This is a genomic window from Mycoavidus sp. B2-EB (assembly GCF_014218255.1).
GTDB lineage: Bacteria > Pseudomonadota > Gammaproteobacteria > Burkholderiales > Burkholderiaceae > Mycoavidus.
In genome coordinates, this window is the sequence record NZ_AP021872.1 from 722533 (window position 1) to 746908 (window position 24376).

A 24376-nucleotide genomic window follows, 5' to 3' on the forward strand; every position below is an offset into this window, starting at 1 on the left:
TTCGCCGTTCCAGTTATGATTGAGCTTCACCATATTACACAGCGCTTCGCCGGCCCCAAGGGGCCAATTGAAGCTTTACATGATATCCACCTTACGATTGGCGCAGGTGAGATATTCGGTGTTATCGGCCGTAGCGGCGCAGGTAAAAGCACGTTGATACGCACGCTTAATTTACTCAACCGCCCAACCGACGGGCGGGTTGTGGTGGCGGGGCGTGATTTAACGGCGCTTACGCCAGATGCGTTACGCGCTGCCCGCCGCGATATTGGGATGATCTTTCAGCATTTCAATTTGTTATCCTCGCGCACCGTGTTTGGCAATGTTGCGCTGCCGCTTGAACTTGCCGGTATGCGGCGTGCAGAGATTGAAGCAACCGTATTACCTTTGCTGGAATTGGTTGGCTTGAGTGCACAAAAAGACCGCTATCCAACGCAGATTAGTGGCGGGCAAAAGCAAAGAGTCGGGATTGCACGTGCCTTGGCGAATCGGCCTCGAGTGTTGCTATCTGATGAAGCCACTTCTGCGCTTGATCCTGAAACCACGCGCTCGATCTTAGACTTGCTTAAGCGCATTAACGATGAACTAAAACTGACGATTGTGCTCATTACACATCAAATGGAAGTCATCAAAGCAGTCTGTGACCGAGTGGCGGTGTTGAATGCGGGCCGCATTCTTGAGGTAGGTCCGGTCCGAGAGGTGTTTTTGCAACCGCAACACGAAGTGACGCGCTCATTATTAGGTGAAACCATTGCGCATGAATTGCCGCCAGCGCTAAAAGCGCGTTTGCGAGCGCAAATGCAGGATAATCGCGGGGGCGAAAAGCACCACTATTTACTCAGGCTTGCCTTTGCGAGTAGGGTTGATAAACCCGTGCTATCGGAGACCATGCGGCACTATGCGATGATCGATTTTAATATCTTGCATGGTCGAATTGATGAGGTCCAAGGGCAGCCATTTGGGTCTTTAGCTGTGCTAGCGAGTGGCGCTTCAGCCAAAGTAGCTGAGGCCATCGCATTTTTACGGCAGCGCGGGGTGCTGGTCGAGGAATTATTGGATCTAGAATAAAATGCTGAGTCTATTACTTTTATCGTTTGAAGAAACGCTGCTCATGGTGGCGGTGTCAGGTTTGCTTGGCGCGCTGCTAGGTGTCCCGTTAGGGATTATCCTTTATTTAAGTGCGCGTGATGGGGTGTTACCTAATCTCGTGCTCAATCATGTCCTTGGGTTTACGATCAACGCGATACGCTCAACGCCCTTTATTATTTTGCTCGTGGCGGTGATTCCTTTTACCCGGCTGTTGGTCGGCTCTTCGATTGGGACGCTGGCGGCGATTGTGCCATTAACGATTGCGGCTGCGCCATTTGTGGCGCGTTTGGTCGAAGTGGCGCTGCGTGAAGTGGATGCGGGTTTGATTGAAGCGGCGCAGGCGATGGGGGCAAGTACCTGGCAGATTGTCTGTAAAGTCCTTCTACCCGAAGCCTGGCCGGGGATTATCGCGGGTTTGACGGTAACCTTGGTGAGCTTGGTGGGGTATTCAGCAATGGCGGGCGCCATCGGCGGTGGCGGGCTGGGTGATGTTGGGATCCGTTACGGTTATCAACGTTTTCTACCCGAAGTGATGTTGGCAGTAGTCGGTATACTCGTAGTTTTCGTGCAGTTGGTGCAGTCATGCGGAGATTGGCTGGTGCGCCGGCTTAGTCATAAATAAACAGGAGAAATCATCATGCAATTTCGTGCTTTATCTCGCTTTGCGGTGGTCTTGGGAAGTTTGTTTTTGTGGTCAGCGTTGGCTGGTGCCGCAGAAAAAATCAAAATAGGCGTTACGGCGGGTCCGCATGCGCAAATTATGGCGGTAGCGAAAGCTGTGGCAGCGAAAAATGGGCTGGATCTCCAGATCATCGAATTCTCTGATTTTGTACAGCCTAATGCTGCCCTTGCTGCGGGAGATCTGGATGCCAATAGCTTTCAGCATTTGCCTTATTTAGTTGCGCAGAACAAAGATCGTAACTATGCGCTGGTGAGCGTAGCGAATACCGTGACTTTCCCCCTGGGAATTTATTCAGCGCGCCTTAAATCTTTATCTGAGCTTAAGCTTGGCGCTAAAATTGCCTTACCGAATGACCCCACCAATGGCAACCGCGTATTATTGCTTTTGCAAAAGCAAGGTTTGATTAAACTGCGCCCTGGCGTAGAACTCGCCACCCCGTTTGATATTACGGATAATCCGAAAAAACTCAAACTGATTGAGTTGGATGCCGCTCAGATTCCCCGGGTCTTGAAAGACGTTGATGCTGCCGCTATCAATACCGACTTTGCCGTGCAAGCTGGCTTAACTCCGGTGCGGGATGCAATCGCCATTGAAGACTCGAACGGACCGTATGCAAACATCATTGCAGTACGGGCGAGTGACCGCAACCAACCTTGGGTCGCCAAACTGATAAGCGCATATCATTCGCCCGAAGTGAAGCAATATATTGAAAGCCAGTTTAAAGGAGAGGCGCTCGTGGCTTGGTGATGGATAAACGGGATGGCTCATCGCTATAGTGGCGCTCAATCAATATTTAGAATGGAGTAGGAGGATGAAGGTTCTGGTAGCAGTCAAGCGGGTTGTAGATTACAACGTGAGGGTTCGAGTCAAGCCCGACCATACAGGGGTGGATACGGCGCACGTGAAAATGTCGATGAATCCATTCGATGAAATCGCGGTTGAAGAAGCGGTACGGCTTAAAGAAGCTGGGCTGGTGACTGAAATTGTGGCGGTTTCATGTGGTGTGGCGCTGTGTCAAGAAACCTTGCGCAGCGCATTGGCAATGGGGGCGGACCGCGCGATTCTGGTGGAAACGAATCAAGAGTTACAGCCATTGGCCGTCGCTAAAATTCTACAAGCGCTGGTTAAAAAAGAAGCGCCGCAACTGATTATTCTGGGTAAGCAAGCGATCGACGATGATGCCAATCAGACTGGTCAGATGCTGGCTGCTCTATGTGATTTACCTCAAGCAACCTTTGCTTCAAAAGTCACTCTGATGGATGGGCACGCACAGGTCACACGTGAAATTGACGGCGGGCTAGAAACGCTGTCTTTAACGCTGCCTGCAGTGATAACCACCGACTTGCGTTTAAACGAGCCACGTTATCTGACGCTGCCAAGCATTATGAAAGCCAAGAAAAAGCCGCTTGATACCCTATCTCCAGACACCCTGGGCGTAGATGTTACGCCGCGCCTAAAAACCCTTAAAGTTGCCGAACCCGCGGCGCGTTTGGCCGGCATTAAGGTGCCGGATGTTAAAACTTTAGTCGACAAACTAAAAAACGAAGCAAAAGTTCTCTAGTTGTTTAAAGCTAGAGCGTTTTTTCGATAATGAAAAAGAGGCGACATGACAATTTTACTGATTGCTGAACACGATAATCATCAATTGAAGGGGGGCATGCATAATGCAGTGAGTGCCGCCTCTACCCTAGCTAATCTAAGCGGGCAAGAACTGCATGTGTTAGTTGCTGGCCATCAGGCGCAAAGCGTGGCTAACGAGGTGGCTCAGCTCGCTGGCGTAGCAAAAGTACGGCTCGCCGATGCAACGCAGCTGGCTGAAGGTTTGGCTGAAAATGTGACCGCAACGGCGCTTAAGATCGCTGCATCTTATTCGCATATTGTCTTATTAGCGAGCGCGTATGGTAAAAATATTGCGCCACGTATTGCCGCCAAACTGGATGTAGCCCAGATTTCCGAGGTCATCGCTATCCGCAGTCTAGATACTTTTGAGCGTCCAATTTATGCGGGGAATGTCATTGCCACGGTGCAATCGACTGATCCAATCAAGGTCATGACGGTACGTGGCACAGCCTTCGAAGCGGCGGCAGTGCAAAGCCAAAACGCGCCGCTTGAATCCATTGAAGCCGCTCCTGAGACAGGTTTTTCTCAATTTATGCGGCGCGAGCTTACGCAACTTGAGCGGCCGGAACTGACGGCTGCGAAAGTGGTGGTATCCGGCGGGCGTGGGTTGGGTTCTGCAGAAAATTACACAAAATTGCTAGAGCCGCTGGCGAACCAATTAGGCGCTGCTTTGGGCGCTTCGCGCGCAGCCGTCGATGCCGGCTTTGTGCCAAATGATTATCAAGTAGGGCAGACCGGTAAAATTGTCGCGCCGCAATTGTATTTGGCAGTAGGCATCTCAGGAGCGATCCAACATTTGGCCGGTATGAAAGATGCGAAAGTGATCGTCGCAATTAATAAAGATGCTGATGCGCCGATCTTTGGCGTAGCAGATTATGGTCTGGTGGGCGATCTCTTTGAGCTTGTGCCGGAGTTAGTGACTGAATTACAAAAAGCCTAATCGCATTTAGCCGCCGTAAAAAGCGGATTGGGTCACAGGAGGAGAAGATGAGCTATAACGCGCCGCTCAAAGAGATTATATTCGCCATGCAAGCACTGGCTGGACTCGAAGCGATTGCAGCCTTACCTGGCTTAGAAGAGGCTAACCTCGACCTGGTGCACGCGATACTGGATGAAGCCGCAAAATTCAATCATGAAATTATCGCCCCGCTCAATCGCATAGGCGATTGCCAGCCAGCGCTCTTGCGCCAGGGTGCAGTGACTGCGACGCCAGGTTTTAAACAAGCCTTTGCCCAGTTTACGCAAGCTGGCTGGCAGGGTATTGTTCACCCGCCCGCGTATGGCGGCCAGGGCTTGCCGAAACTGCTTGGCGCGGCCTGTAATGAAATCCTCAATGCGGCTAACTTATCGTTTGCGTTATGTCCACTCCTGACGGATGGTGCGATCGAAGCGCTGCTCACCGCGGGCAGCGAAGAACAAAAAAAGCGTTTTGTGCCGCTGCTTATTTCTGGCGCCTGGACCGGCACCATGAATCTGACCGAATCTCAAGCCGGCTCTGATCTTGCCCTGATACGGACCCGCGCCCAACAGCAAGACGACGGGACTTACAAACTATTTGGCACAAAAATTTTTATTACTTATGGCGAGCATGATTTAGCGGCCAATATTCTTCATCTTGTGTTAGCGCGCACGTCGAATGCGCCGGACGGGGTTAAGGGTTTATCATTATTTTTGGTGCCTAAATTTTTAATCAATCAAGATGGCTCACTCGGTGCGCGTAACGATGTGCATTGTGTGTCGCTCGAACATAAATTGGGCATTCATGCTAGCCCAACCGCAGTCCTCCAATATGGAGATCAAGGAGGGGCGATTGGCTATCTAATTGGGGCGGAAAATCGCGGCCTCGAAAGCATGTTTATCATGATGAATGCGGCTCGCTTTGCGGTGGGGATGCAAGGCGTAGCTTTGGCTGAGCGGGCTTATCAACATGCTCTTGCCTACGCTAAAACTCGGCTGCAAGGCCGTCCCGTGGATGGCTCGACGTCGCATGCTGCGCCTATCATTAAGCATCCAGATGTGCGCCGGATGCTGATGACAATGCGCGCCTTAACTGAAGGAGCGCGCGCCCTCGCTTACTATGCCGCGGCTCTACGAGATTATGCTGAGCATGCGCCAGAAGCAACGACGAAGCTCGAAAACCAGGCTCTTTACGAATATTTAGTCCCGATTGTCAAGGGTTGGAACACCGAATTAGCGAGCGAGGTAGCCAGCCTTGGTGTGCAGGTACATGGTGGGATGGGTTTTATTGAAGAGACGGGCGCGGCCCAGTATTATCGTGATGCGCGTATCTTAAGCATCTACGAAGGAACTACGGCCATCCAAGCGAACGACTTGGTTGGGCGCAAAACCGTGCGCGATGGCGGTGCAGCAGCGAAAATCCTGATTGCGCGCATCCTGGTGACCGAAGCGGCACTCGCTGCATCCAATAGCCTAGCGGCTAAAGTGATGCATACCCATTTACGGGCGGGCCGCCAGACCTTAGAGCGTGCGCTTGATTTTGTGGTTGAGCGCAGTACGATCCAACCGGCGATTGTCTATGCGGGTGCAGTATTATATCTAAAGCTTGCTGGCACTGTATTAGCCGGCTGGCAAATGGCTCGCGCCTTGCTGATTGCGCAAGAACAGTATGCACTAGATGAAACTTTCTATGCCCAAAAGAGTGCGACAGCCCATTTTTTTGCGACGCATATTTTGACTCAAGCACCAGGACTAGGGGCGGCGCTTATGAGTGATAGCGAAAGCATAGAGAGTTGGCTTGCCGAAGCACAGTTTTCTTAAATAGAATGGACAGGGTCAGTCTAAGCTTATGGGCTAGGCTGGCTCAAGCACTCCGCAAAGCCGATCAAAGCTGACGGGTTAGAATATAAGATAAAAAATCCATTCGTATAAACCCGTTAAAATGACTATAATTAAAGTGTCAAACTAAAGGATGACACAAAATTATATGTCTTATAAAGCGTTTTTCCAGCATTTGCGAGCGTTGCGTAAGCAAGCCGGCATTAAAACAGCGCAGGTCATCGCTAAAACCGGATGGTCTCGCCAGCGCATTTCACAGCTTGAGCGGGGTGAGGTGGATGCGCAACTGTCTACTCTAATTGCATTAGCCAATGCAGTCGGAGCAGAATTGATGCTAGTGCCTAAAGATTTGGCGCCGCTGACGCAAAATTTCATTGCGAGTGGCGGGACTTTATCACCGCAGGCAAGTAAAACCGGCGTTGAGTTCTTACTTGCTCAATCCCGCTCATGAAATTCTTAGCCGTTTACCTGAACCAAACTCGGGTCGGTTTTTTGTCTCAAGTTGGCGATATTTATCAGTTCTTGGCGGATGAGGCTTATTGGACGGAACCGTATCGACCGACCTTATCGCTGGCGTATAACGTGCTTGGCAATGATGCCTTGACGCGTCAGTTATGTACAGAGCCGGCCACGATTTTAACCCGTGGCTTGGGCCGTTTGCCCCCCTTTTTCGATAATTTACTGCCCGAAGGACCACTTCGAGAGTGGTTAGCGGCTGAGCGCCATACAACGGTCAATGATGGTCTAGAGTTACTGGCGGCAGCGGGTAATAATTTACCTGGAGCGGTCATGATGCGTGCTGAATGGCCCGCCGAAAGCGTCAAACTCAAACACGCTGTGAATCAAAAAAGCGTTTTCGGACCACAAGCCATTGAAGCACCGCTGATCGATGCATTTTCGCTGGCTGGTGTGCAGTTTAAGCTGGCTTTATCTGCCCTTGGCGGAAATAAGCGTTACACCATGCATCTCGAACAGGGGCTTGACGGCGAACCTATCATCGGTAAATTTCCGTCGGCGCAACGGAATGATATGGTGTATACCGAATTTTCTGGCATGGCGCTCACGCGTGTGGCAGGCATTGAAACGGCGGATTGCTGGCTTGCTCCAATCTCTGCATTAGACGAAAGAATACACGCTCAAGCTGGGACATCGCCAGCGCAAGAATTTTTAGCGGTACGGCGCTTTGACCGTACCATGGAGGGAGATCGTATCCATATTGAAGATTTTTGTCAGGTATTAAGCCTGGCACCCGAACGTAAATATGGTAAACGTACCGACTATGAAACACTCGCCGCGGTTTTATTGCGCGCCGCCGTGCATGGAGAGCAGCAAGTTGAGGCTTATATCCGCCGGCAAGTCGTCAATACTCTGCTAGGCAATACGGATGCGCATTTAAAAAATTTCTCGCTCATTTACCGGGATGGCCGCATGCCGGAATTGGCGCCAGCCTATGATCAAGTTCCTGTATTTTTGTATTTTGACGAAACTCCATTTCTTGCTATAAACAAAAAAATTGATCAAATACTCACCGCCCAGACCCTAAAAACGTATCGTGAACTTTATAAATTACTCGGTTTAAGCACAGCTTTAGCGGCGCAGATTGTTAAAGACACGATTGAACGGTGTTTGGCATTATGGCCAGAGGAAATGCGTCATTTGCCGCTTACCGTGGAGCAACAGCATAAAATTGAGCATCGTATTAATCACTTGCCGTTGGTGCGAGAGGTTCTCAAGCGTCGCTAAATTGCATGAACTCGGGCTGGCGCTGCTCAGAATGACGGTGTAAGAGATCGCTTTACGAGGAAAAATACTGTATATTTATACAGTATAAATTGCTGGTAAATATATCTGTTATGAGTCCTAAACCGTTCATCGCGCCGTTGATTCACTACAAGGGGCGTGGTGCAATAACCCATCTGCCCGGACGCTTTGAAATCGATCAACGCGATCCCTTTGATGATGGTTGGTCGCCTGATGATATGGAAGCGCCGCCCTTACGTACCGAAGTATTCAGTGAGCAAGCAAAAAGCATCCTAACCTATAACGCTTCTCCGGATATTCCATTTAACGTCTCGTTAAATCCCTATCGAGGCTGTGAACATGGGTGTATCTACTGTTTTGCGCGGCCTACGCATAGCTATCTAGGGTTATCGCCCGGGCTTGATTTTGAAAGCCGCTTGTATGCAAAAGTGAATGCGCCGCAATTGCTTGAGCGTGAGCTGGCTAAGCCTTCATATCAACCTCAACCGATTGCTCTTGGCATCAATACGGATGCCTATCAACCGATAGAGCGTACGTTCTGCATCACCCGCCGCGTACTTGAAATATTGCATGCTTGCGCTCACCCCGTGGGTCTGATTACAAAGTCATCCTTAATCGAGCGTGATCTGGATTTGCTCGCGTCTATGGCGGAGCGGCAACAGGCTATGGTGACAATCTCGATGACCACGCTTGATGCCGCGCTCGCGCGTATCTTAGAGCCGCGCGCCGCAGCTCCAGAGCGGCGCTTGCGCACGATGCGGAAATTGGCAGCGGCAGGTATTCCGGTTGCGGTATCGATTGCGCCAGTGATTCCATTTATCACTGAGCCGGAGCTGGAGCGTGTGCTAGCGGCGTGTGCTAACGCAGGCGCGACAAGTGCGAATTATGTTGTGCTACGCTTGCCGTGGGAGGTGGCTCCGCTGTTTCGGCAGTGGCTGGCCACGCATTTTCCAGATCGCGCGCAGCGCGTCATGAACCGTGTGCAAGAGATGCGCGGCGGCAAAGATTATCGCGCGGAGTTCGGTCAGCGTATGCAAGGGGAGGGGCTATGGGCTAATCTGCTGCAGCAGCGCTTTGCAAACGCGGTGCGTCGGCTGGGGCTGAAGCGCCGTCAATATGAGCGCTTAGACAGTTCCTGTTTTATGCAGCCAGTTTTAAAACCGGTCCAGCAGGGCGCTACCACGCAGCTCAGGTTATTTGCTGATGAATAGCCGAGAGTTTGTCAGAATCTGGCTCAAATTCATTAAGATAACGTACCATAACGTATCAGATAACCAATACTTTTCAAACTTCGGCTATAATTGCGCCCTTTGCCCTTCGAACCCCTCTGGATTCGAATATCTCTGGATTTTTAAGGATTCTAATATGGTTATTATCCGCTTAGCGCGTGGTGGCGCAAAGAAACGCCCATTTTATAACATCGTTGTCACGGATTCACGTAACCGCCGCGATGGCCGTTTTATTGAACGCATTGGTTTTTACAATCCGCTCGAAACTAAGGGCGAAAGCCTGCGTTTGGCGCAAGATCGCCTAGCCTATTGGCAAGGAACCGGCGCTCAGTTATCCGCTGCCGTAGCACGCCTTGCTACGCAAGCGGCTAAGCAAGTCGCGGCTTAAGAGTATTTAATTGCTTAGCTCTAAGCTACACTTAAGACGTTTGCCGTAGAGTTTCAGAATGATGAATGTCGCGGTATTGCCTGATGTTATGCCTGATGATTGTGTAGAAATAGGCGTAGTCGGAGGTGCTTATGGCGTGCACGGCTGGGTCAAAATTTACCCTCATGCACAGCGTAATCAAGGCAGCGACGCGCTGTGCAGCGCGCAGCGCTGGTGGCTGGTGAAGCATAACGGCGCTGCCCATGGCGGTAAGCCAGAAGATCAGGCGCTGAGCCCGCGGTGCGTTACAGTGCTGGCGGCTAAAGTACATAGCGGTACCATTGTTGCGCAGCTTGCTGACTGCAGCGAGCGTGAGGCAGCGCAAGCTCTAAAAGGGCTGAGAGTTTTCATTCGGCGTACTGATTTTCCAGCGCTCGCTAGCGATGAATACTATTGGGTAGATTTAATTGGACTTGAGGTCATCAACCAAGCCGGGGTGAGCCTGGGTAAGGTGAGTGACCTGATCGATAACAGCGCCCATGCGGTCCTGTGTATTGCCTACACGGCTTTAAATCAAGCGGGTGCGCAAGTCAAGCATGAGCGGCTGATTCCGTTCGTTGGGGTATATATTCATCAGGTTGATTTAGCGGGCGGCAAAATTTTGGTCGATTGGGACTTGGATTACTAAACTAAAAATCCTTGTTGATAGTCGCGGCTGGCGCAAAACCTGCGTGGATTAGAGGGTGCGATGCAATTTGATGCGGTTACGCTTTTTCCAGAAATGTTTCGCGCTCTCACCGAGTGGGGCGTTATAGGCCGCGCGGCGAAGCAAAAGCGCTATGAGTTGCGCACCTGGAATCCACGTGATTTCACGACGGATCGTCATCGGACAGTGGATGATCGCCCATACGGCGGCGGTCCTGGTATGGTCATGTTGGCGCAGCCGCTGGCGGCCGCGTTGGCGGCTGCTAAAGCGGAGCAGGCTAAAATAGGCGCGACACCTCGCATTATCCTGATGTCGCCGCAAGGTAAGCCGTTAACGCATCTCGACGTGATGCGACTGGCCGCCGAACCTGGCTTAGTGCTTTTATGTGGACGCTACGAAGGCATTGATCAAAGATTGATTGATGCGGAAGTTGATGAAGAAGTCAGTCTGGGTGATTTTGTCTTATCTGGCGGCGAATTGCCTGCGATGGCGCTGATGGATGCCGTGATTCGTCAGTTGCCTGATGTATTAAGTGACGCGCAATCTGCGCTCCAAGATAGCTTCGTGGATGGTTTGCTGGATTGTCCGCATTACACGCGTCCGGAAGAATACAACGGGATGCATGTACCTGAGGTATTATTAGGGGGCAACCATGCGGCCATTAAAAAATGGCGGCGTGAACAAGCACTAGCGGAAACGCTAGCAAAACGGCCTGATTTAATTGCCGCGGCGCGTTTGAAACGAACCTTAACGGAAGCGGATCAAGCCTGGCTGGCGGCGCATGTTGGTTTGCATGCGCCCTAACTTTAGGCTGAGAAACGTGTATTTTATGCTCAATCAAGCGTAAGAGAAACGGTAGGCGGTGCCTTACTTGAGTACGGCACCATTTTTATAGCGTCATCCTCTGCCAAGGCCACCCCTCGATTTGAGGGTGTGCAGACAACGTTGGTAAGATGATTTTAGGAGTAAATCATGCATTTGATTGAACAGCTCGAGCAAGAAGAAATCGAGCGCGTGCTTGCGGGTAAAACGATTCCAGATTTTGCCCCAGGCGATACGGTCGTAGTCAGTGTCAATGTGGTTGAAGGCAGCCGCAAGCGTGTGCAGGCTTATGAAGGTGTGGTGATCGCTAAGCGTAACCGCGGTTTGAATTCATCGTTTATTGTCCGTAAAATTTCATCGGGTGAAGGCGTTGAGCGGACTTTTCAGACTTACTCGCCATTGTTGGCAAGTATCGAGGTAAAGCGCCGCGGTGCAGTGCGTCGCGCAAAATTATATTATCTGCGCGAGCGTTCTGGTAAATCAGCACGTATTAAAGAGAAGCTTACTTTCAAAAATCGCTCTGCTGCCCCGGCAGCCTAAAGCAGCCTTTTAGCTGAGCGGAAAAGCACCCATAGCGCAAAACTTTGGGTGCTTTTTTATTTCATTGCATTTGTAGGATTTAACTCGACAGGCGTGGTTTTTCGCATGACTTTTTTCTCCATATTGTTCGCTCTCATTCTTGAACAGGTCCGCGCATTATCATTGCAAAACCCTGTTTCTACACTGCTGCGCCATCATGCAACGTTGGTCAAACATAGTTTTGATGCAGAAGGTGCAATCAAGCGTAGCGCGCTTGCCTGGCTCGCTGTTGTACTACCCTGGGCGCTTGGGGTGGGTTTGGTTTACTACGTGCTGTATCGTATCCACTTTGTGTTTGCTTTTGCCTGGAATATCGTGGTGGTTTATTTCACTCTCGGCTTTAGGCAATTTAGCCATTATTTTACAGATATTAAGTTTGCTTTAAATAACCATGATATTTTGCGCGCCCGCGAGATCCTGAATCAGTGGACCGGTATCGACACTAGCGCTATGCCAGTGAGTGAAATTGTGCGCCATACATTGAGTCATGCCGTGATTGCCTCTCATCGGCATGTATTTGGCGTTTTCTTCTGGTTTTTAGTCCCGTTTGGACCTGCTGGCGCAGTGTTATATCGGGTGGCGGAATATTTAGCGCGCTTATGGTCTGAGTCTTCTACAGTCCATCAGCGTCATGCGCCGCTTGCCAGGTTTGCGCAACAGGCTTTTTTTATCCTTGATTGGATTCCAGCGCGTTTGACCGCTCTGGGCTTTGCAATTGTGGGTAACTTTGAAGATGCGCTTTATGCCTGGCGCAAAGAAGTGCGGCGGCCGATTGACACAAACGATGAGATTTTGTTAGCTGCAGGTAGTGGCGCTTTAGGCGCTCGCTTAAAAGGCCCCCATGCTGAACCCTCGAGTATAGATCTGCTGGCTAGCGATGAGCCGCCCATGTCGGTAGGTATGGATTGCACGCCAGCGATGTTGCAGTCGGCGATTGGGCTTGGCTGGCGGGCAATGGTTTTGTGGATGGTACTGTTGGTCATGTTAACCATTGCAGTTTGGTTGGGGTGAGGCCCTAAAAAGCCAGCATATGCAAATAGAGTGCGGCTAAATATCTGCGCTCTAGCGCTTTTTTTCGGTGAGCAATTGCATATAAAGCGCATGCCGTGCTGGTGCAATTTCTCCTCTTTCCAACGCTGCCAATACCGCACAATTTGGTTCATGCAGGTGACGACAGTTATAAAAGCGGCAGCCCGCAAGAAATGGCTGGAACTCTACAAATGCGCGCACCAGCGTTTCTTCAGGTAAATGGTGTAAGCCAAATTCCTGGAAGCCGGGTGAATCGATCAATACGCCGCCTTCAGGCAGGGTATAGAGCCGAGTCAGCGTTGTGGTGTGTTTGCCGGTCTTTAACGCAGTCGAAATCTCGCGGGTAGCGGCCTGAGCTTCAGGCACCAGCAAATTCACCAAGGATGATTTACCCATGCCGGATTGGCCTAACAGTAATGTCGCTCGTCCGGCGAGCCGATCTACTAGCTGCTTATGCGTTGCTTGGGGGTGGGCACAAACTGAAGTTTCAAGTACTTCGAAGCCTAACCCGCGATACACATTTAGCCGCGCTCGTGTGTTTGCTAATTGAGCGGTTAAGTCCGTTTTGTTTAATACAATAAGCACCGTGAGTTGATTCGCTTGCGCAGCAACTAGCGCGCGACCCAACAGGTCTTCACTAAAGTAGGGCTCAGTGGCTAGGACAATCAGCAATTGATCAAGGTTAGCGGCTAAATATTTGGTTTTAAATAAATCTGAACGATAAAGTAAATTACGGCGCGGTAAAATTTCGACAATCACCCCTTGATTATTGGAGCGGCGTTCACAAATGACTTTATCGCCAACTGCCGCCTCATTTTTTTTGCCGCGTGGAAATCCTTGTAGTAAACCGCCATGATTTTCTAACTCAATTAAATAATGGCGACCGTAGGCCGCAGTAATCACGCCGTGTTCGAGAGCGTTCATGCTGCCGCCAAGAGTCGTTCGATACGCTGTGCTGCGGGTGGGTGTGAGTAATAAAAAGTGCTATAGATAGGGTCTGGAGTCAAGGTCGAGGCATTATCCTCATAGAGCTTAACCAGCGCACTAACGAGCTCATGAGCATGGGTTTGTTTGGCGGCAAACGCATCGGCCTCAAATTCATGCTGGCGCGAAAGCAAGCTATTCAGCGGACCTAAGAAAAAGAGAAAAACCGGCATAATTAAAAAGAACAAAATAAGTGCTACGCCATGATGGCTGCCCGCAGTGAGCGCGGGCGTTACGCCCAAGCTGCTATAAAACCAGTCGTGCTGCACCAGCCAGCCAAATAATGCCAGTAATCCAAAGCTGACGGCAAAGGTGATGACAAGCCGTTGCATCACATGGCGTCGTTTAAAATGCCCCAATTCATGTGCCAGCACGGCCTCAACTTCATTTTCTGATAAGCGTGCTAGCAAAGTATCGAAAAAAACAATCCGTTTAGCTTTACCAAACCCGGTGAAATACGCATTACCGTGAGCTGAGCGGCGGCTGCCATCCATGACAAATAAGCCGCGCGCGGCAAAGCCACAGCGTTTTAGCAGCGCTTCAATCCGGCTGCGCATGGCTTCATCGCGCAAGGGCTCGAATTGATTAAAAAGGGGAGCGATGAGGGTTGGGTAAATAACCAGCGCGAGCAAACTAAATGTCGCCCAGACGCCCCACGCCCACAGCCACCAAAAACGACCTGCTTGCGCCATCAGCCACAGCACAATAAAAAGCAGCGGCAAGCCAAACAGAGCGCTCAGCGCAAGACCTTTAAGCAAGTCGACAACGAAAAGCGTTTTTGTCATCCGATTAAAACCAAAGCGTTGCTCAATCGAAAAATGCCGAATATAGTCAAAAGGCAAGTCAATTAGGCTAAGGAGTACGAGCACACTGGCAACCAGGGCAATTTGTCCGGCGTAACCCTGGCCGAGCCAAGTTGTAAAGGTTGCGCTTAATGCTTGCAACCCACCGAGTAGGGTGAGCGCAAATAGAACGATTGCACCGGTAACGGTTTCAGCGTTGGCAAGATGGGTGCGCGCCACGGTATAGTCAGCTGCGCGCTGATGGGCTGTCAGTGAAATCGTTGGATCGAACTGCACAGGAACTGCACTACGGTGGAATGTGACATAACGAATTTGGCGCGCAGCAAGCCATAATTTCGTACTGACCATCGCAATTAACGCCAGCATAAAAAATATAGTCAGCATATAGAGGCTATCTGTTAGATTGAGTATGAGAAAATAGTAAGTTGAGATTTACGCTGATTGAGCGCTGTTTTGCTAAAAAATATTAAGAACATGATACCAAATTTACCTAACTCCGAGGTTTCTATGAATCTTGCCACGCCCACAGCAAGTCTTGCCCGTAGCGAATTTAACCTGATCTGGCTTGATATGGAAATGACAGGGTTGCACCCTACGACTGACCGTATTCTTGAGATCGCGGTGGTGGTGACCGATTCGAATTTGAATACCTCAATAGAAGGGCCGGTGCTGGCGATTCATCAAACAGATCAAGTGTTAAACGCGATGAATGAGTGGAATCAAAAAACCCATGGCGCGTCAGGTCTGATCGAGCGGGTGCGTGCTTCCGCTCTCGACGAGCAAGAGGCAATCAGACAGCTTAGTGAGTTTATCCAGCGCTATGTACCGCCAGGCAAATCCCCGATGTGCGGTAACTCAATCTGCCAAGATCGTCGTTTTATGGCGCAATGGATGCCTGAGCTTGAGAAGTTTTTTCATTACCGTAACCTGGATGTGAGTACTGTAAAAGAGCTCTGTCGCCGCTGGCAGCCATTGATTTATAAAGGTTTTCATAAACGCGGGCTGCATACAGCGCTAGCCGATATTCATGAATCGATCGCTGAGCTGAAATACTACCGCGAGCACTTTATCCGGTTGTCGGCACCCAATGAGAAACTGTAAAATCAACCCATAGACATTCTTTTATTCTTCACTTCAAATTAAGTTGCATTCAATATGGCCGCTAGAACACATTCTTTTCCGCGTACGCAAGAACAATTAAAAGAAATTGCTTCGGATATTTTGCACCATGCCAAACAGCTTGGAGCCTCTGATGCGACGGTAGGTGTTTCCGAAGGCGATGGTTTATCCGTAACGGTGCGTTGTGGCGAGGTTGAAACGATCGAGCATAACCGTGACAAGGGGGTGAGTGTCTCCGTGTTGATCGGCAAAAAACGCGGTCAGGCGAGTACCTCGGATTTTATGCCGCAGGCTTTGCGCGATACGGTCGCTGCTGCCTATAATATTGCGCGCTTTACGGCTGAGGACGATTGCGCTGGCTTGGCAGATATAGAGTTGCTTGAACCTACGCCACTCGCGCTCGATCTATATCATCCATGGCAACTCAGTGCCGATGAAGCGGCTGCATTCGCGCGTCAAGCCGAGCAAGCTGCCTTTGCTACGGATGCCCGTATCAGTAATTCGGAAGGGGCCAGCGTCTGTGCGCAACATGCACATTCTGTATTGGCGACTAGCCAGGGGTTTTTAGCGGGCTACCCGACTTCCCGTCATTTTATTTCGTGTGCGCCGATTGCGGGTCACGGCCAGCATATGCAACGAGATAGTTGGTATACATCGAAACGTAGCGCATCTGATTTAGCAGCGCCTCAGGAGCTTGGCGCATATGCCGCGCAACGTGCTCTGGCAAGGCTTGGAGCACGTTCATTAAGCACGCGTAAATGCCCAGTATTATTTGACGCGCCCCTCGCCGCCGGGCTGATTGGCGCTTTTGTGCAGGCTGCGAGTGGCGGTGCGCTGTATCGCAACATGACGTTTCTCGTCGATGGCCTTGGCCGTCAGGTTTTTGCGCCTCATATTCGTTTGCTTGAGGATCCTCACCGCCTGCGCGCGATGGGGAGCACGCCGTTTGATGCAGAAGGCGTGCGTACGCGCCCGCGTGAGGTGGTGCACGCAGGGATTATGCAAGGCTACTTTTTATCGAGCTACTCGGCGCGCAAACTGGGGATGCAAACGACCGGTAATGCAGGTGGCTCGCATAATCTTGCCTTGCAAAGCACACTCACGCAGCCCTCTGATGATTTGCCGGCGATGTTAAAAAAACTAGGCACAGGGCTTTTCATTACGGAGTTGATTGGGCACGGCGTGAACTACGTGACCGGAGATTATTCACGCGGTGCGGCAGGGTTTTGGGTAGAGGGGGGGGCAATCCAATATCCGGTTGAAGAAATTACGGTAGCCAGTACCTTGCAGCACATGTTTCAACAGATTGTCGCAATTGGAGCGGATACCTATGTTTATGGCGCTAAGGAGACGGGCTCAGTGTTGCTTGAGCAGATGACGATCGCGGGTTGTTGAGCATAGATATAGAGCCTAAAGCTTGGAAGGGGGCCTTGGAAGATTGGATTCTTAAATCGAAGACATGACCAGAATCTTTAAATTCATATTCGATTTTATAATAAAGCCCATCTTGGTGAAAGGTTGATTCTGCTATTCTGATATAAGGCTCAATGCCGGGCCGGACAGTCATATCTCCATAGTGAACTCCATTTCTGATTAGATCAAATAACGGCTCAGAGTCTCTATTTTTTACTGCTTTCTCAAAGGTATTGAGATCGATAAATATAATTTTTCCATTAATGGGTAAGCGATAGATAAAGTGTACCTCTTGATTAAGAGCGGATTCTTTATTAGAAAATTGGAGTGAAGGGCGTGTTTCTTTTAGCTCAGTTAAGAGCTTCACCTTGTTTTGAACGCCCTCTGGCGTGTCAATTTCGTATGAGGTTTTCCAAAGAGTTGCATAATTTATATTCTCAGGATAGCCTGATGGGTAATAATTAGAATATATATTTCCAAATTCTTCTATGGCAGAATTTTGGGTGATTTCACCAGATTTCCATTTTTTGAAAATCGAGTAATTTTCATTAAATTCGGCTGAAGTTGATTCTTCTTTTAGCATATTAATGATCATTTTTTTTGATTTTTTATCTCTAGCCTGATCGATAAGGCTAAATTCTGAAAATAATGAATTTCCTTCGTCTAGTTTGTTGTCCTTAATATATTCTTCTAAAGAATGAGTATCTCTTTCATTATATTGTGCATGTGCTATTTCATGGGCTAATGCCGGTAGAAGTGCTGCATTGGATAAATAACTGGCTCCAATGGCAATTTCCTTTTCATTTCTTGAGCAATAAGCTTCTTCGTGTGGACTCAATCTGATGGTCCAGCCTTCTTTTTCTAATTTTGCATAAGCTTTTTCTAATCTAGAGAAAGACATAAATAGATGATCTAGTTTAGTTCCTGGAGTAGCAGCGATGATTTGTCCATTCTCGATTTTCCCGGCAATAGTAAAAGTGTACTTGTCATTTTTATTTTTGTTCCGATAAACCTCGAAACGAGGATCTGCTGAGCGCCAAGCGTCTTCTGAGCAAAGAGAGTGCTCCAGACTGTGGCGGCAGTGATTTTTGGTTTGCATTATCTTGATTAAGAATGCATGAGGCGCCATGCCGGCGAGTGCCGCCCATTGTTTAATCGTGGCGCCGCCTTCACCCGTTAATACGTCTTGGAGTCGTTTACGCTCAGGGATTGAATAAGGTTGTTCTGGTACGTGTAGGTCGAGAATTTGGCCGGATTTTTCATCGCGCTGTATATGTAGTTCTAGCATCGTGTCTTCATAACAAAAATTGTAACGATGCCAATTATTATTCTCATTTGAGATTGAACTCCTCATGCCAGATTTACATGCGACACTAACCAAATTATAAATATCTTTGGTATTCTGGATTCCTATTTTAATAAATTCTTCGGATCGATTAAATTCAATAACACGAGCTTGATCTTTAGTTAACCATATGAAATTGTCATTTTGATCGTGCGCACACAACTGCATCTGCTGAGGTTTTAATATGATGCCGGTTTTATTAAAACAATCCTGTGCATATTTTATAAGAGCTGGGTTTGTGAGTGAGAAAGCTGTAGAAATTTCAAAAAAATCATAAGCTTGGCTATAGAGGTCGGCGTAAGTTGGAGAGTTAATCGACGCTTTTATCCGGCCCAATTTTTTTAAAAATTTATTCTCAGAAAATTTTGCATAGTTTATTTTTTCAAAATCGATAGGGGCGTGTTTATCTAATCTATTTTTCCAAATATCTTTACCATATAAATGCAAAATCTCATCACGTATTTTGAATGCATTTTTAATGCCGTGCATTTCTCGATTTAAATGGCTTTCTATAAATTCTTCTCGGCTTTCAATCGAGATAGGTTGAGTGTCACTGGCGTGGCCTACTTCATAAGCTAAGCTAAATAAATAAGAATATGGATCTTTGGTAAAGAGTGAAGTTGAAGTTTGGCCAAATGAGAATGAATTCATTGGCATAATGCTATTGGCCTGAACATAAGGATCAATTACGATTTCTTTATTCGGCCGATCCAAGTAGACATTTTTTGTGCTTAGTTTACCTACCTTGATTTGCCAGCCGTGGTTTTCCAAGCAGATTATTTGCTGATGTAAGGCAGGGCTCATATTCTTGATGGAATTTAGAACGTCTTGCTCCGGAATTTGAGTGGGAAATAAGGATAAAGAACCAGGGGAGTGAGCTGCATCAATTGGCTCAGCGTTATGGTGGATATTGGTGGAATATAAGTTAGCGCCAACTCTTCGTTTCTTATGATTTTCTAGCAGAGTTTCTGAGTGGAGGCCTAGTGCGGGCGATCTGCTGCGTCTGATTGCACTGTTTTGCTTTGATTCCTGGATAGGTAACTCTGCGGCCCGTGTCCGGTTTATAGGGTGCGTTGCGGCACTTTGAGTCAGCGTGTTGTGATTCATAGATGGATAAATAGAGAGAATAAGCAATCAAATTAAGCATCCACAGATCGGGTTGTGGGTGCTCTTCTTATTCACTATAAGTATTTATCCTCTGCTGCTTGGCTTATCTGGCGCAATGAATACTAATATGGCGAACATAGGCTTATGCGTTCATACATAACGAATGCGCAGGCCAAATAGTAATTGGGAGCCCTCCTTTTGCGGCTACTTATCTATTTATTTTTATATCGAGTTTTTACTCTTTGAACTTTCGCTGCCATTCAGTTTAACGTAGCGAAAAGCCTTTTATTCTCTACCTGCGCTCATAAAGAACAAACGCATAAGCAAAATCGTTCGGCGCTAAACTGCGGTGTTTACTTTGTGTGATTGGCTTCCAGAGCAGGGGGTCAGGTTTAGGAAAGAATGCATCTCCATCAAAATCTTTGTCGATTTCGGTAATGATGAGCTGATTGGCATAGTTGAGTCCTTCTGCATAAAGCTGCGCCCCCCCAATTAAAAATGCGCGCGGCACAGATGCGGTGGCGCAAAGCTCAAGGGCATGAGCTAAGTTGCTGACGGTTTCGCAGCCAGCGAAGACTCGCGTCGGGTCACGTGTAATCACAAGATTACGTCGCCCAGGTAGTGGTCGGCCAATCGATTCATGGGTTTTGCGGCCCATAATGACGGGTGCGCCTAAGGTTGTGCGTTTAAAAAAGGCTAGGTCCTCAGGTAGATGCCAGGGGAGTTGATTATCCCGACCAATCACGCCATTACGGGCGCGCGCGACAATGATTGAAAGCTCAGTCATATCTTAGACGGCGATCGGCGCTTTGATCGCGGGGTGAGATTGATAGTTGGTCAGCATAAAATCCTCAAAGCGGTAGCTAAACAGATCATTAGGTTTGCGGGCAAAGCTGAACTGCGGCAGTGGATAGGGCGAGCGGGTGAGCAGTTGTTTCACTTGTTCTAAATGGTTGAGATAGAGATGACAATCACCGCCGGTCCAAATGAGTTCACCCACCGTGAGCCCGCATTGCTGCGCCAACATATGTGTCAATAATGCGTAGCCGGCAAGGTTGAAAGGCGTGCCTAAAAAGACGTCTTGGCTGCGGCAATAAAGGAGACAGCTCAGTTTATTGCTGCTCACGTAAAACTGCGTTAAACAATGACAGGGCGCGAGCGCCATGCGGCCAGCATGAACATTTTCTACGGGAGTTTGCGCTTCGTCCGGAAAATCTGCGAGATTTAAAGCCGTGAGCAATAACCGGCGTGAATGAGGTCGTTCTTTGAGTTGCTTAACCAGCTCAGCAATTTGATCGATTTTGCCACCATCGGGCTTAGGCCAAAAGCGCCATTGATGGCCATAGACAGGACCTAAATCACCATTCTCATCTGCCCATTCATCCCAAATGGTGACGCCATGATCGTTTAAATATTGAATATTCGTATCGCCTTTTAAGAACCAAAGCAATTCGTAAATGACACTCTTAAGATGCGTTCTTTTCGTGGTGACAATAGGTAAGCCCGCCGCGAGGTCGAAGCGTAATTGACGGCCAAATACGCTCAGAGTGCCGGTACCGGTGCGGTCCGGCTTAAACGTGCCGTTGCTGAGAATATCTTGTAGGAGTTCGTGGTAGAGCTTCATGATGTGTCAAATTGCTGGAGAGAGTCCGTGCTGGTGGGCTTCATTAAAAATACGCAAATCGCCTAGGGCAAGTTTGTGATGATCTGAGAGGACGCGGCGCCAGCTGCGTGCGCCGGGCATCTCATGATACAGGCCAAGTATATGACGTGTCATGGCGCCTAAATAGGTGCCGTGCTTAAGTTCCTGCGCTGCATAAGCAATAAATTCGGCTTCAATTGCTGCCCGCTGCGGTATGGGGCTTGGGGCCTGGTAAAAAGCGCGGTCAACGCTCGCTAATAACCAAGGTTGATGGTAGGCTTGGCGGCCTATCATAACGCCATCTACTTGAGCCAGATGTTCTTCAATCTGTTCAAGGGTTTGAATGCCGCCATTTAAAATGATTTCGAGCTCGGGGAAGTCGCGCTTTAAGCGGTGCACGTAATCGTAGCGGAGCGGGGGAATACTGCGGTTTTCTTTGGGGCTGAGCCCACCCAGGATAGCATTGCGGGCATGCACAATAAAAGTACGGCAACCCGCATGCGCTACGGTCCCCACAAAATCGCGCACAAAAGCGTAATCTGTTCGGTCGTTAATGCCAATGCGGTGTTTGACTGTGACTGGAAGCGATACTGCATCGCACATCGCGCGCACGCAATCGGCAACCAGCGCGGGTTCCGCCATGAGGCAGGCACCAAATGCGCCGCGTTGTACGCGCTCAGATGGGCAACCGCAGTTCAGATTGACTTCATCATAATTCGCGCTGGCGGCCAGTTTGGCGCAGCGTGCTAGCTCATTGGGTTCGCTACCGCCAAGCTGTAATGCAAGCGGGTGCTCTTTTTCATTAAAGGCAAGGTGTTGTGCGGCATTGCCATGCAACAGAGCACCTGTGGTTACCATCTCCGTATAAAGCCATGTATGGCGCGTTAAGAGTCGATGGAAGTAGCGGCAGTGACGATCGGTCCAGTCCATCATCGGCGCGACGCAAACGCGGCGGCGACTTTTGATCTCAACCGAGGATGTTGCGTCAGGGAGCGCTTCATCCGCATTGACGCCATTGCGCAATATATTCTGAGTCATGAAAGAGTCATAAATTGAAGCTGCTTTTGTAGATCCATCAACCGTCCGCACTTCAGGGGAGAATGACTTAGCCACTTATAAAAGCTATAAAGGGGATCTATTTTAACTGATAGTCTGATGGCGCAGCTCAAAGGTCGAGCTTAGCTGAAAAAGTAAGAGGTTTGGGGAGGTGCCAGGAGAGGGATGATATAACTCAAAATCCGCTGGGTCGGATTAAGCCAACTACGATGCCTTCAAGAGCGAAGTCCACCTGCTCAGGTTCAATAAGTAAGTTAGGATAATCCGGGTTTTCCGCAATCAACTCTATTTTTTTGCCGCGTCGCTTGAAGCGTTTGACAGTGACTTCATGATCAAGCCGGGCGATGATAAGCTGGCCGTCTTGGGCGTCAGGCTGACGCCGTACCGCCAGTAAATCCCCGTCTAGAATGCCCGCATCGCGCATCGATAGGCCGCGTACATGCAATAAATAATCTGGTCGGCTAGCGAATAAGGAGGGGTCGCATTGATAGTGTTGAATAATATGCTCTGCCGCGAGAATCGGGCTGCCTGCTGCTACGCGGCCAATCAGGGGCAGCGATAATTGCATGAAGCTAGCGTCAGGTAGCGTAGGTTGGCGCGGCTTGGCTCGGGGCGCGATCGTTTTAAGTTTAATGCCGCGCGAAGCGCCTGCAGTGAGTTCAATCACGCCTTTGCGGGCCAATGCTCGGAGATGTTCTTCAGCCGCATTCGCGGAGCTAAAGCCAAGCTGAGCGGCAATTTCTGCACGGGTTGGGGGAAAGCCGCTTTGTTTAATAGCGTGGCGAATTAAATTGAAAACTTGCTGTTGCCGTACGGTGAGTTTGGGCATGATTGGATGGCGTATTTGAGCGAATTAGACTGTTTTTTTATACAGTATAAAGCGTTTTGTAAATGAATGAAAGCGGGCGTTTTTTTTCTGAGGCCAGCGGGCCGTAGTTTGCTTGGTGCATTTAGCTTGGGTGTCAAGCGTAACCGCTCGTGGGTTTGTCGTTCGTGTTTATGCAACAGTGTCGGCTAGCGTTTGCTTGAGATTCGGGGTATTGTTCGCCCGTTTTGAGATAAGTTCGCGTCATGGGTACTTGAGTGGTGCTAGGTTCGCCATGATATTTATAACCGGCTTATTGTATTCCCCTTACAGCCATTTAATATAATGCTTGCGGATTTTCTTCCTATCTCGGCTTTTTCTGCATCTCCTGCGCGTTTACCGCGGATTGTTGTGGTTGCCACAGGCGGCACGATTGCCGGTGCGTTGACGGAGACCACGGCAGCTGTTTCGCTAACGGCTCATTATCAAGCGGGCATATTGGATATTGCGAGCTTGCTCCAAGCGCTGCCAGCGTTAGATTCGATCGCCCATATCGAGGCCGAGCAAAGCGCACAAATAGATAGCAAGGATGTGACGTTTGCGGATTGGTCGCAGCTGGTTTATCGAGTGAATGCATTACTGATGCACGCCGAAATTGATGGGGTGGTCATTACGCATGGCACAGATACGCTTGAAGAAACGGCTTTTTTGCTCCATTTAGGGGTTAAAAGCTCTAAACCCGTGGTGCTTACCGCCGCTATGCGGCCTGCTACTGCGCTATCGGCGGATGGGCCGCTCAATCTTTTTAATGCCGTGACGGTAGCCGCTCATCAAGCAGCAATCGGCCAAGGCGTGCTAGTGGTCTTGAATAACCAAATTCATTGTGCGCGTGATGTAACTAAGACGAGTACGTATGCGGTAGACGCATTTCGCTCACCAGAGGTCGGTGCGCTGGGTTGGGTGCAAGATGGGCGGGTTGAATTTCAGCGCGCGCCGCAACGGCGACATACTTGCGCGAGCGAGTTTGAGACACCGCTTGAGGCTTGGCCTATGGTTGAAATTGTGACGAATTATGCTGGCGCATCCAGTGTGTTAGTCGACGCACTCATGGCGACGGGCGTGCGCGGTATTGTTGCGGCGGGGACCGGCAATGGTTCGTTGGGGGTGCCTTTACAGCAAGCGCTGGCCCAAGCCGTCAAGCGCGGGGTGGCAGTGGTGCGAGCCAGTCGGGTCGGAGCGGGGCATGTGATGCGTAATGGCGCTGCGCCCGATGATGAATTAGGCTTTGTGAGCGCAGGTACATTAAATCCATATAAAGCGCGCGTACTATTAATGTTGGCGCTCACCGGCGACCAGCCGGTGCCGACGAGTCGGCTGCAAAGTATCTTCGACACTTATTAAATCAGTGTTAAAATATCTGGTTGG

24 protein-coding genes are annotated in these 24376 nt (G+C 49.4%); 17 read left to right on the plus strand and 7 right to left on the minus strand.

Going from position 1 to position 24376, the window contains the following annotated elements:
- Nucleotides 1-15 precede the first annotated feature (15 nt).
- From MPB2EB_RS03290 to MPB2EB_RS03355, 14 genes are all read left to right on the plus strand, one after another.
- Entirely contained in the window at nucleotides 16-1065 is a 1050-nt protein-coding gene (locus MPB2EB_RS03290) for a methionine ABC transporter ATP-binding protein (RefSeq protein ID WP_185182429.1), read from the plus strand.
- 1 nt (nucleotide 1066) lies between these two features.
- Complete coding sequence (locus tag MPB2EB_RS03295; protein ID WP_185182430.1) at nucleotides 1067-1708, plus strand: methionine ABC transporter permease; 642 nt, start codon at nucleotides 1067-1069, stop codon at nucleotides 1706-1708.
- 15 nt (nucleotides 1709-1723) lie between these two features.
- Nucleotides 1724-2515 (plus strand): MetQ/NlpA family ABC transporter substrate-binding protein, encoded by a 792-nt coding sequence (locus MPB2EB_RS03300; protein ID WP_185182431.1) that lies wholly within the window; start codon nucleotides 1724-1726, stop codon nucleotides 2513-2515.
- Between the two features lie 64 nt (nucleotides 2516-2579).
- Nucleotides 2580-3329, plus strand: a complete 750-nt coding sequence (locus MPB2EB_RS03305; RefSeq protein WP_185182432.1) for an electron transfer flavoprotein subunit beta/FixA family protein — start codon at nucleotides 2580-2582, stop codon at nucleotides 3327-3329.
- 45 nt (nucleotides 3330-3374) lie between these two features.
- Complete coding sequence (locus MPB2EB_RS03310; RefSeq protein ID WP_185182433.1) at nucleotides 3375-4328, plus strand: electron transfer flavoprotein subunit alpha/FixB family protein; 954 nt, start codon at nucleotides 3375-3377, stop codon at nucleotides 4326-4328.
- 47 nt (nucleotides 4329-4375) lie between these two features.
- Entirely contained in the window at nucleotides 4376-6166 is a 1791-nt protein-coding gene (locus MPB2EB_RS03315; RefSeq protein WP_185182434.1) for an acyl-CoA dehydrogenase, read from the plus strand.
- Between the two features lie 166 nt (nucleotides 6167-6332).
- A complete protein-coding gene (locus MPB2EB_RS03320) occupies nucleotides 6333-6635 on the plus strand; it encodes a helix-turn-helix domain-containing protein (RefSeq protein ID WP_185182435.1) in 303 nt (100 codons plus the stop codon).
- Complete coding sequence (locus tag MPB2EB_RS03325) at nucleotides 6632-7927, plus strand: type II toxin-antitoxin system HipA family toxin (protein WP_185182436.1); 1296 nt, start codon at nucleotides 6632-6634, stop codon at nucleotides 7925-7927. Before MPB2EB_RS03320 ends, MPB2EB_RS03325 begins: the two co-directional genes overlap by 4 nt.
- Before the next feature lie 110 nt (nucleotides 7928-8037).
- Nucleotides 8038-9156 (plus strand): PA0069 family radical SAM protein, encoded by a 1119-nt coding sequence (locus MPB2EB_RS03330; protein ID WP_185182437.1) that lies wholly within the window; start codon nucleotides 8038-8040, stop codon nucleotides 9154-9156.
- Between the two features lie 154 nt (nucleotides 9157-9310).
- A complete protein-coding gene (rpsP, locus tag MPB2EB_RS03335; protein ID WP_185182438.1) occupies nucleotides 9311-9562 on the plus strand; it encodes a 30S ribosomal protein S16 in 252 nt (83 codons plus the stop codon).
- 58 nt (nucleotides 9563-9620) lie between these two features.
- Nucleotides 9621-10229 (plus strand): ribosome maturation factor RimM, encoded by a 609-nt coding sequence (gene rimM, locus MPB2EB_RS03340; RefSeq protein ID WP_185182439.1) that lies wholly within the window; start codon nucleotides 9621-9623, stop codon nucleotides 10227-10229.
- Between the two features lie 60 nt (nucleotides 10230-10289).
- A complete protein-coding gene (gene trmD, locus MPB2EB_RS03345; protein ID WP_185182440.1) occupies nucleotides 10290-11051 on the plus strand; it encodes a tRNA (guanosine(37)-N1)-methyltransferase TrmD in 762 nt (253 codons plus the stop codon).
- A gap of 168 nt (nucleotides 11052-11219) precedes the next feature.
- Complete coding sequence (gene rplS / locus MPB2EB_RS03350; RefSeq protein WP_185182441.1) at nucleotides 11220-11609, plus strand: 50S ribosomal protein L19; 390 nt, start codon at nucleotides 11220-11222, stop codon at nucleotides 11607-11609.
- A 105-nt stretch (nucleotides 11610-11714) separates the two neighbouring features.
- Nucleotides 11715-12659: a CobD/CbiB family protein gene (locus MPB2EB_RS03355; protein ID WP_185182442.1), complete on the plus strand. Its 945-nt coding sequence runs from the start codon at nucleotides 11715-11717 to the stop codon at nucleotides 12657-12659.
- Nucleotides 12660-12710: 51 nt separating this feature from the next.
- Here MPB2EB_RS03355 and rsgA read toward each other — a convergent pair whose 3' ends face one another.
- Together rsgA and MPB2EB_RS03365 are read right to left on the minus strand one after the other, a co-directional pair.
- Complete coding sequence (gene rsgA, locus MPB2EB_RS03360; RefSeq protein ID WP_185182443.1) at nucleotides 12711-13601, minus strand: ribosome small subunit-dependent GTPase A; 891 nt, start codon at nucleotides 13599-13601, stop codon at nucleotides 12711-12713.
- Nucleotides 13598-14848 carry a M48 family metallopeptidase gene (locus MPB2EB_RS03365; RefSeq protein WP_185182444.1) on the minus strand — a complete coding sequence of 417 codons (1251 nt, stop codon included), beginning with the start codon at nucleotides 14846-14848 and terminating at the stop codon, nucleotides 13598-13600. The genes rsgA and MPB2EB_RS03365 overlap by 4 nt, the downstream gene beginning before the upstream one ends.
- 123 nt (nucleotides 14849-14971) lie before the next feature.
- Between MPB2EB_RS03365 and orn the strand changes: the two genes are divergently transcribed.
- Both orn and pmbA read left to right on the plus strand, forming a co-directional pair.
- A complete protein-coding gene (gene orn / locus MPB2EB_RS03370) occupies nucleotides 14972-15565 on the plus strand; it encodes an oligoribonuclease (RefSeq protein ID WP_185182445.1) in 594 nt (197 codons plus the stop codon).
- A gap of 54 nt (nucleotides 15566-15619) precedes the next feature.
- Nucleotides 15620-16978 (plus strand): metalloprotease PmbA, encoded by a 1359-nt coding sequence (pmbA, locus tag MPB2EB_RS03375; RefSeq protein WP_185182446.1) that lies wholly within the window; start codon nucleotides 15620-15622, stop codon nucleotides 16976-16978.
- Here pmbA and MPB2EB_RS03380 read toward each other — a convergent pair.
- From MPB2EB_RS03380 to lexA, 5 genes are all read right to left on the minus strand, one after another.
- Nucleotides 16926-19448, minus strand: a complete 2523-nt coding sequence (locus tag MPB2EB_RS03380; RefSeq protein WP_185182447.1) for a hypothetical protein — start codon at nucleotides 19446-19448, stop codon at nucleotides 16926-16928. The genes pmbA and MPB2EB_RS03380 overlap by 53 nt on opposite strands.
- Nucleotides 19449-19740: 292 nt before the next feature.
- Nucleotides 19741-20235, minus strand: coding sequence for a dihydrofolate reductase (locus tag MPB2EB_RS03385; RefSeq protein WP_185182448.1), 495 nt, complete (start codon nucleotides 20233-20235; stop codon nucleotides 19741-19743).
- A 3-nt stretch (nucleotides 20236-20238) separates the two neighbouring features.
- Nucleotides 20239-21072 (minus strand): thymidylate synthase, encoded by an 834-nt coding sequence (locus tag MPB2EB_RS03390; RefSeq protein ID WP_185182449.1) that lies wholly within the window; start codon nucleotides 21070-21072, stop codon nucleotides 20239-20241.
- 6 nt (nucleotides 21073-21078) lie between these two features.
- A complete protein-coding gene (dusA, locus tag MPB2EB_RS03395) occupies nucleotides 21079-22128 on the minus strand; it encodes a tRNA dihydrouridine(20/20a) synthase DusA (protein ID WP_185182450.1) in 1050 nt (349 codons plus the stop codon).
- 193 nt (nucleotides 22129-22321) lie between these two features.
- Nucleotides 22322-22975 (minus strand): transcriptional repressor LexA, encoded by a 654-nt coding sequence (gene lexA, locus MPB2EB_RS03400; RefSeq protein ID WP_185182451.1) that lies wholly within the window; start codon nucleotides 22973-22975, stop codon nucleotides 22322-22324.
- A gap of 321 nt (nucleotides 22976-23296) precedes the next feature.
- On the opposite strand from lexA, the gene MPB2EB_RS03405 reads away from it, so the two are divergent.
- Nucleotides 23297-24352: an asparaginase gene (locus MPB2EB_RS03405; protein ID WP_185182452.1), complete on the plus strand. Its 1056-nt coding sequence runs from the start codon at nucleotides 23297-23299 to the stop codon at nucleotides 24350-24352.
- The last annotated feature ends 24 nt before the right edge of the window (nucleotides 24353-24376 follow it).

Coding starts and splice junctions, on each gene's coding strand:
- MPB2EB_RS03290 (WP_185182429.1), top strand. CDS start 16: ATGATTGAGCTTCACCATATTACACAGCGCTTCGCCGGCCCCAAGGGG.
- MPB2EB_RS03295 (WP_185182430.1), top strand. CDS start 1,067: ATGCTGAGTCTATTACTTTTATCGTTTGAAGAAACGCTGCTCATGGTG.
- MPB2EB_RS03300 (WP_185182431.1), top strand. CDS start 1,724: ATGCAATTTCGTGCTTTATCTCGCTTTGCGGTGGTCTTGGGAAGTTTG.
- MPB2EB_RS03305 (WP_185182432.1), top strand. CDS start 2,580: ATGAAGGTTCTGGTAGCAGTCAAGCGGGTTGTAGATTACAACGTGAGG.
- MPB2EB_RS03310 (WP_185182433.1), top strand. CDS start 3,375: ATGACAATTTTACTGATTGCTGAACACGATAATCATCAATTGAAGGGG.
- MPB2EB_RS03315 (WP_185182434.1), top strand. CDS start 4,376: ATGAGCTATAACGCGCCGCTCAAAGAGATTATATTCGCCATGCAAGCA.
- MPB2EB_RS03320 (WP_185182435.1), top strand. CDS start 6,333: ATGTCTTATAAAGCGTTTTTCCAGCATTTGCGAGCGTTGCGTAAGCAA.
- MPB2EB_RS03325 (WP_185182436.1), top strand. CDS start 6,632: ATGAAATTCTTAGCCGTTTACCTGAACCAAACTCGGGTCGGTTTTTTG.
- MPB2EB_RS03330 (WP_185182437.1), top strand. CDS start 8,038: ATGAGTCCTAAACCGTTCATCGCGCCGTTGATTCACTACAAGGGGCGT.
- rpsP (WP_185182438.1), top strand. CDS start 9,311: ATGGTTATTATCCGCTTAGCGCGTGGTGGCGCAAAGAAACGCCCATTT.
- rimM (WP_185182439.1), top strand. CDS start 9,621: ATGATGAATGTCGCGGTATTGCCTGATGTTATGCCTGATGATTGTGTA.
- trmD (WP_185182440.1), top strand. CDS start 10,290: ATGCAATTTGATGCGGTTACGCTTTTTCCAGAAATGTTTCGCGCTCTC.
- rplS (WP_185182441.1), top strand. CDS start 11,220: ATGCATTTGATTGAACAGCTCGAGCAAGAAGAAATCGAGCGCGTGCTT.
- MPB2EB_RS03355 (WP_185182442.1), top strand. CDS start 11,715: ATGACTTTTTTCTCCATATTGTTCGCTCTCATTCTTGAACAGGTCCGC.
- rsgA (WP_185182443.1), bottom strand. CDS start 13,601: ATGAACGCTCTCGAACACGGCGTGATTACTGCGGCCTACGGTCGCCAT.
- MPB2EB_RS03365 (WP_185182444.1), bottom strand. CDS start 14,848: ATGCTGACTATATTTTTTATGCTGGCGTTAATTGCGATGGTCAGTACG.
- orn (WP_185182445.1), top strand. CDS start 14,972: ATGAATCTTGCCACGCCCACAGCAAGTCTTGCCCGTAGCGAATTTAAC.
- pmbA (WP_185182446.1), top strand. CDS start 15,620: ATGGCCGCTAGAACACATTCTTTTCCGCGTACGCAAGAACAATTAAAA.
- MPB2EB_RS03380 (WP_185182447.1), bottom strand. CDS start 19,448: ATGAATCACAACACGCTGACTCAAAGTGCCGCAACGCACCCTATAAAC.
- MPB2EB_RS03385 (WP_185182448.1), bottom strand. CDS start 20,235: ATGACTGAGCTTTCAATCATTGTCGCGCGCGCCCGTAATGGCGTGATT.
- MPB2EB_RS03390 (WP_185182449.1), bottom strand. CDS start 21,072: ATGAAGCTCTACCACGAACTCCTACAAGATATTCTCAGCAACGGCACG.
- dusA (WP_185182450.1), bottom strand. CDS start 22,128: ATGACTCAGAATATATTGCGCAATGGCGTCAATGCGGATGAAGCGCTC.
- lexA (WP_185182451.1), bottom strand. CDS start 22,975: ATGCCCAAACTCACCGTACGGCAACAGCAAGTTTTCAATTTAATTCGC.
- MPB2EB_RS03405 (WP_185182452.1), top strand. CDS start 23,297: ATGCTTGCGGATTTTCTTCCTATCTCGGCTTTTTCTGCATCTCCTGCG.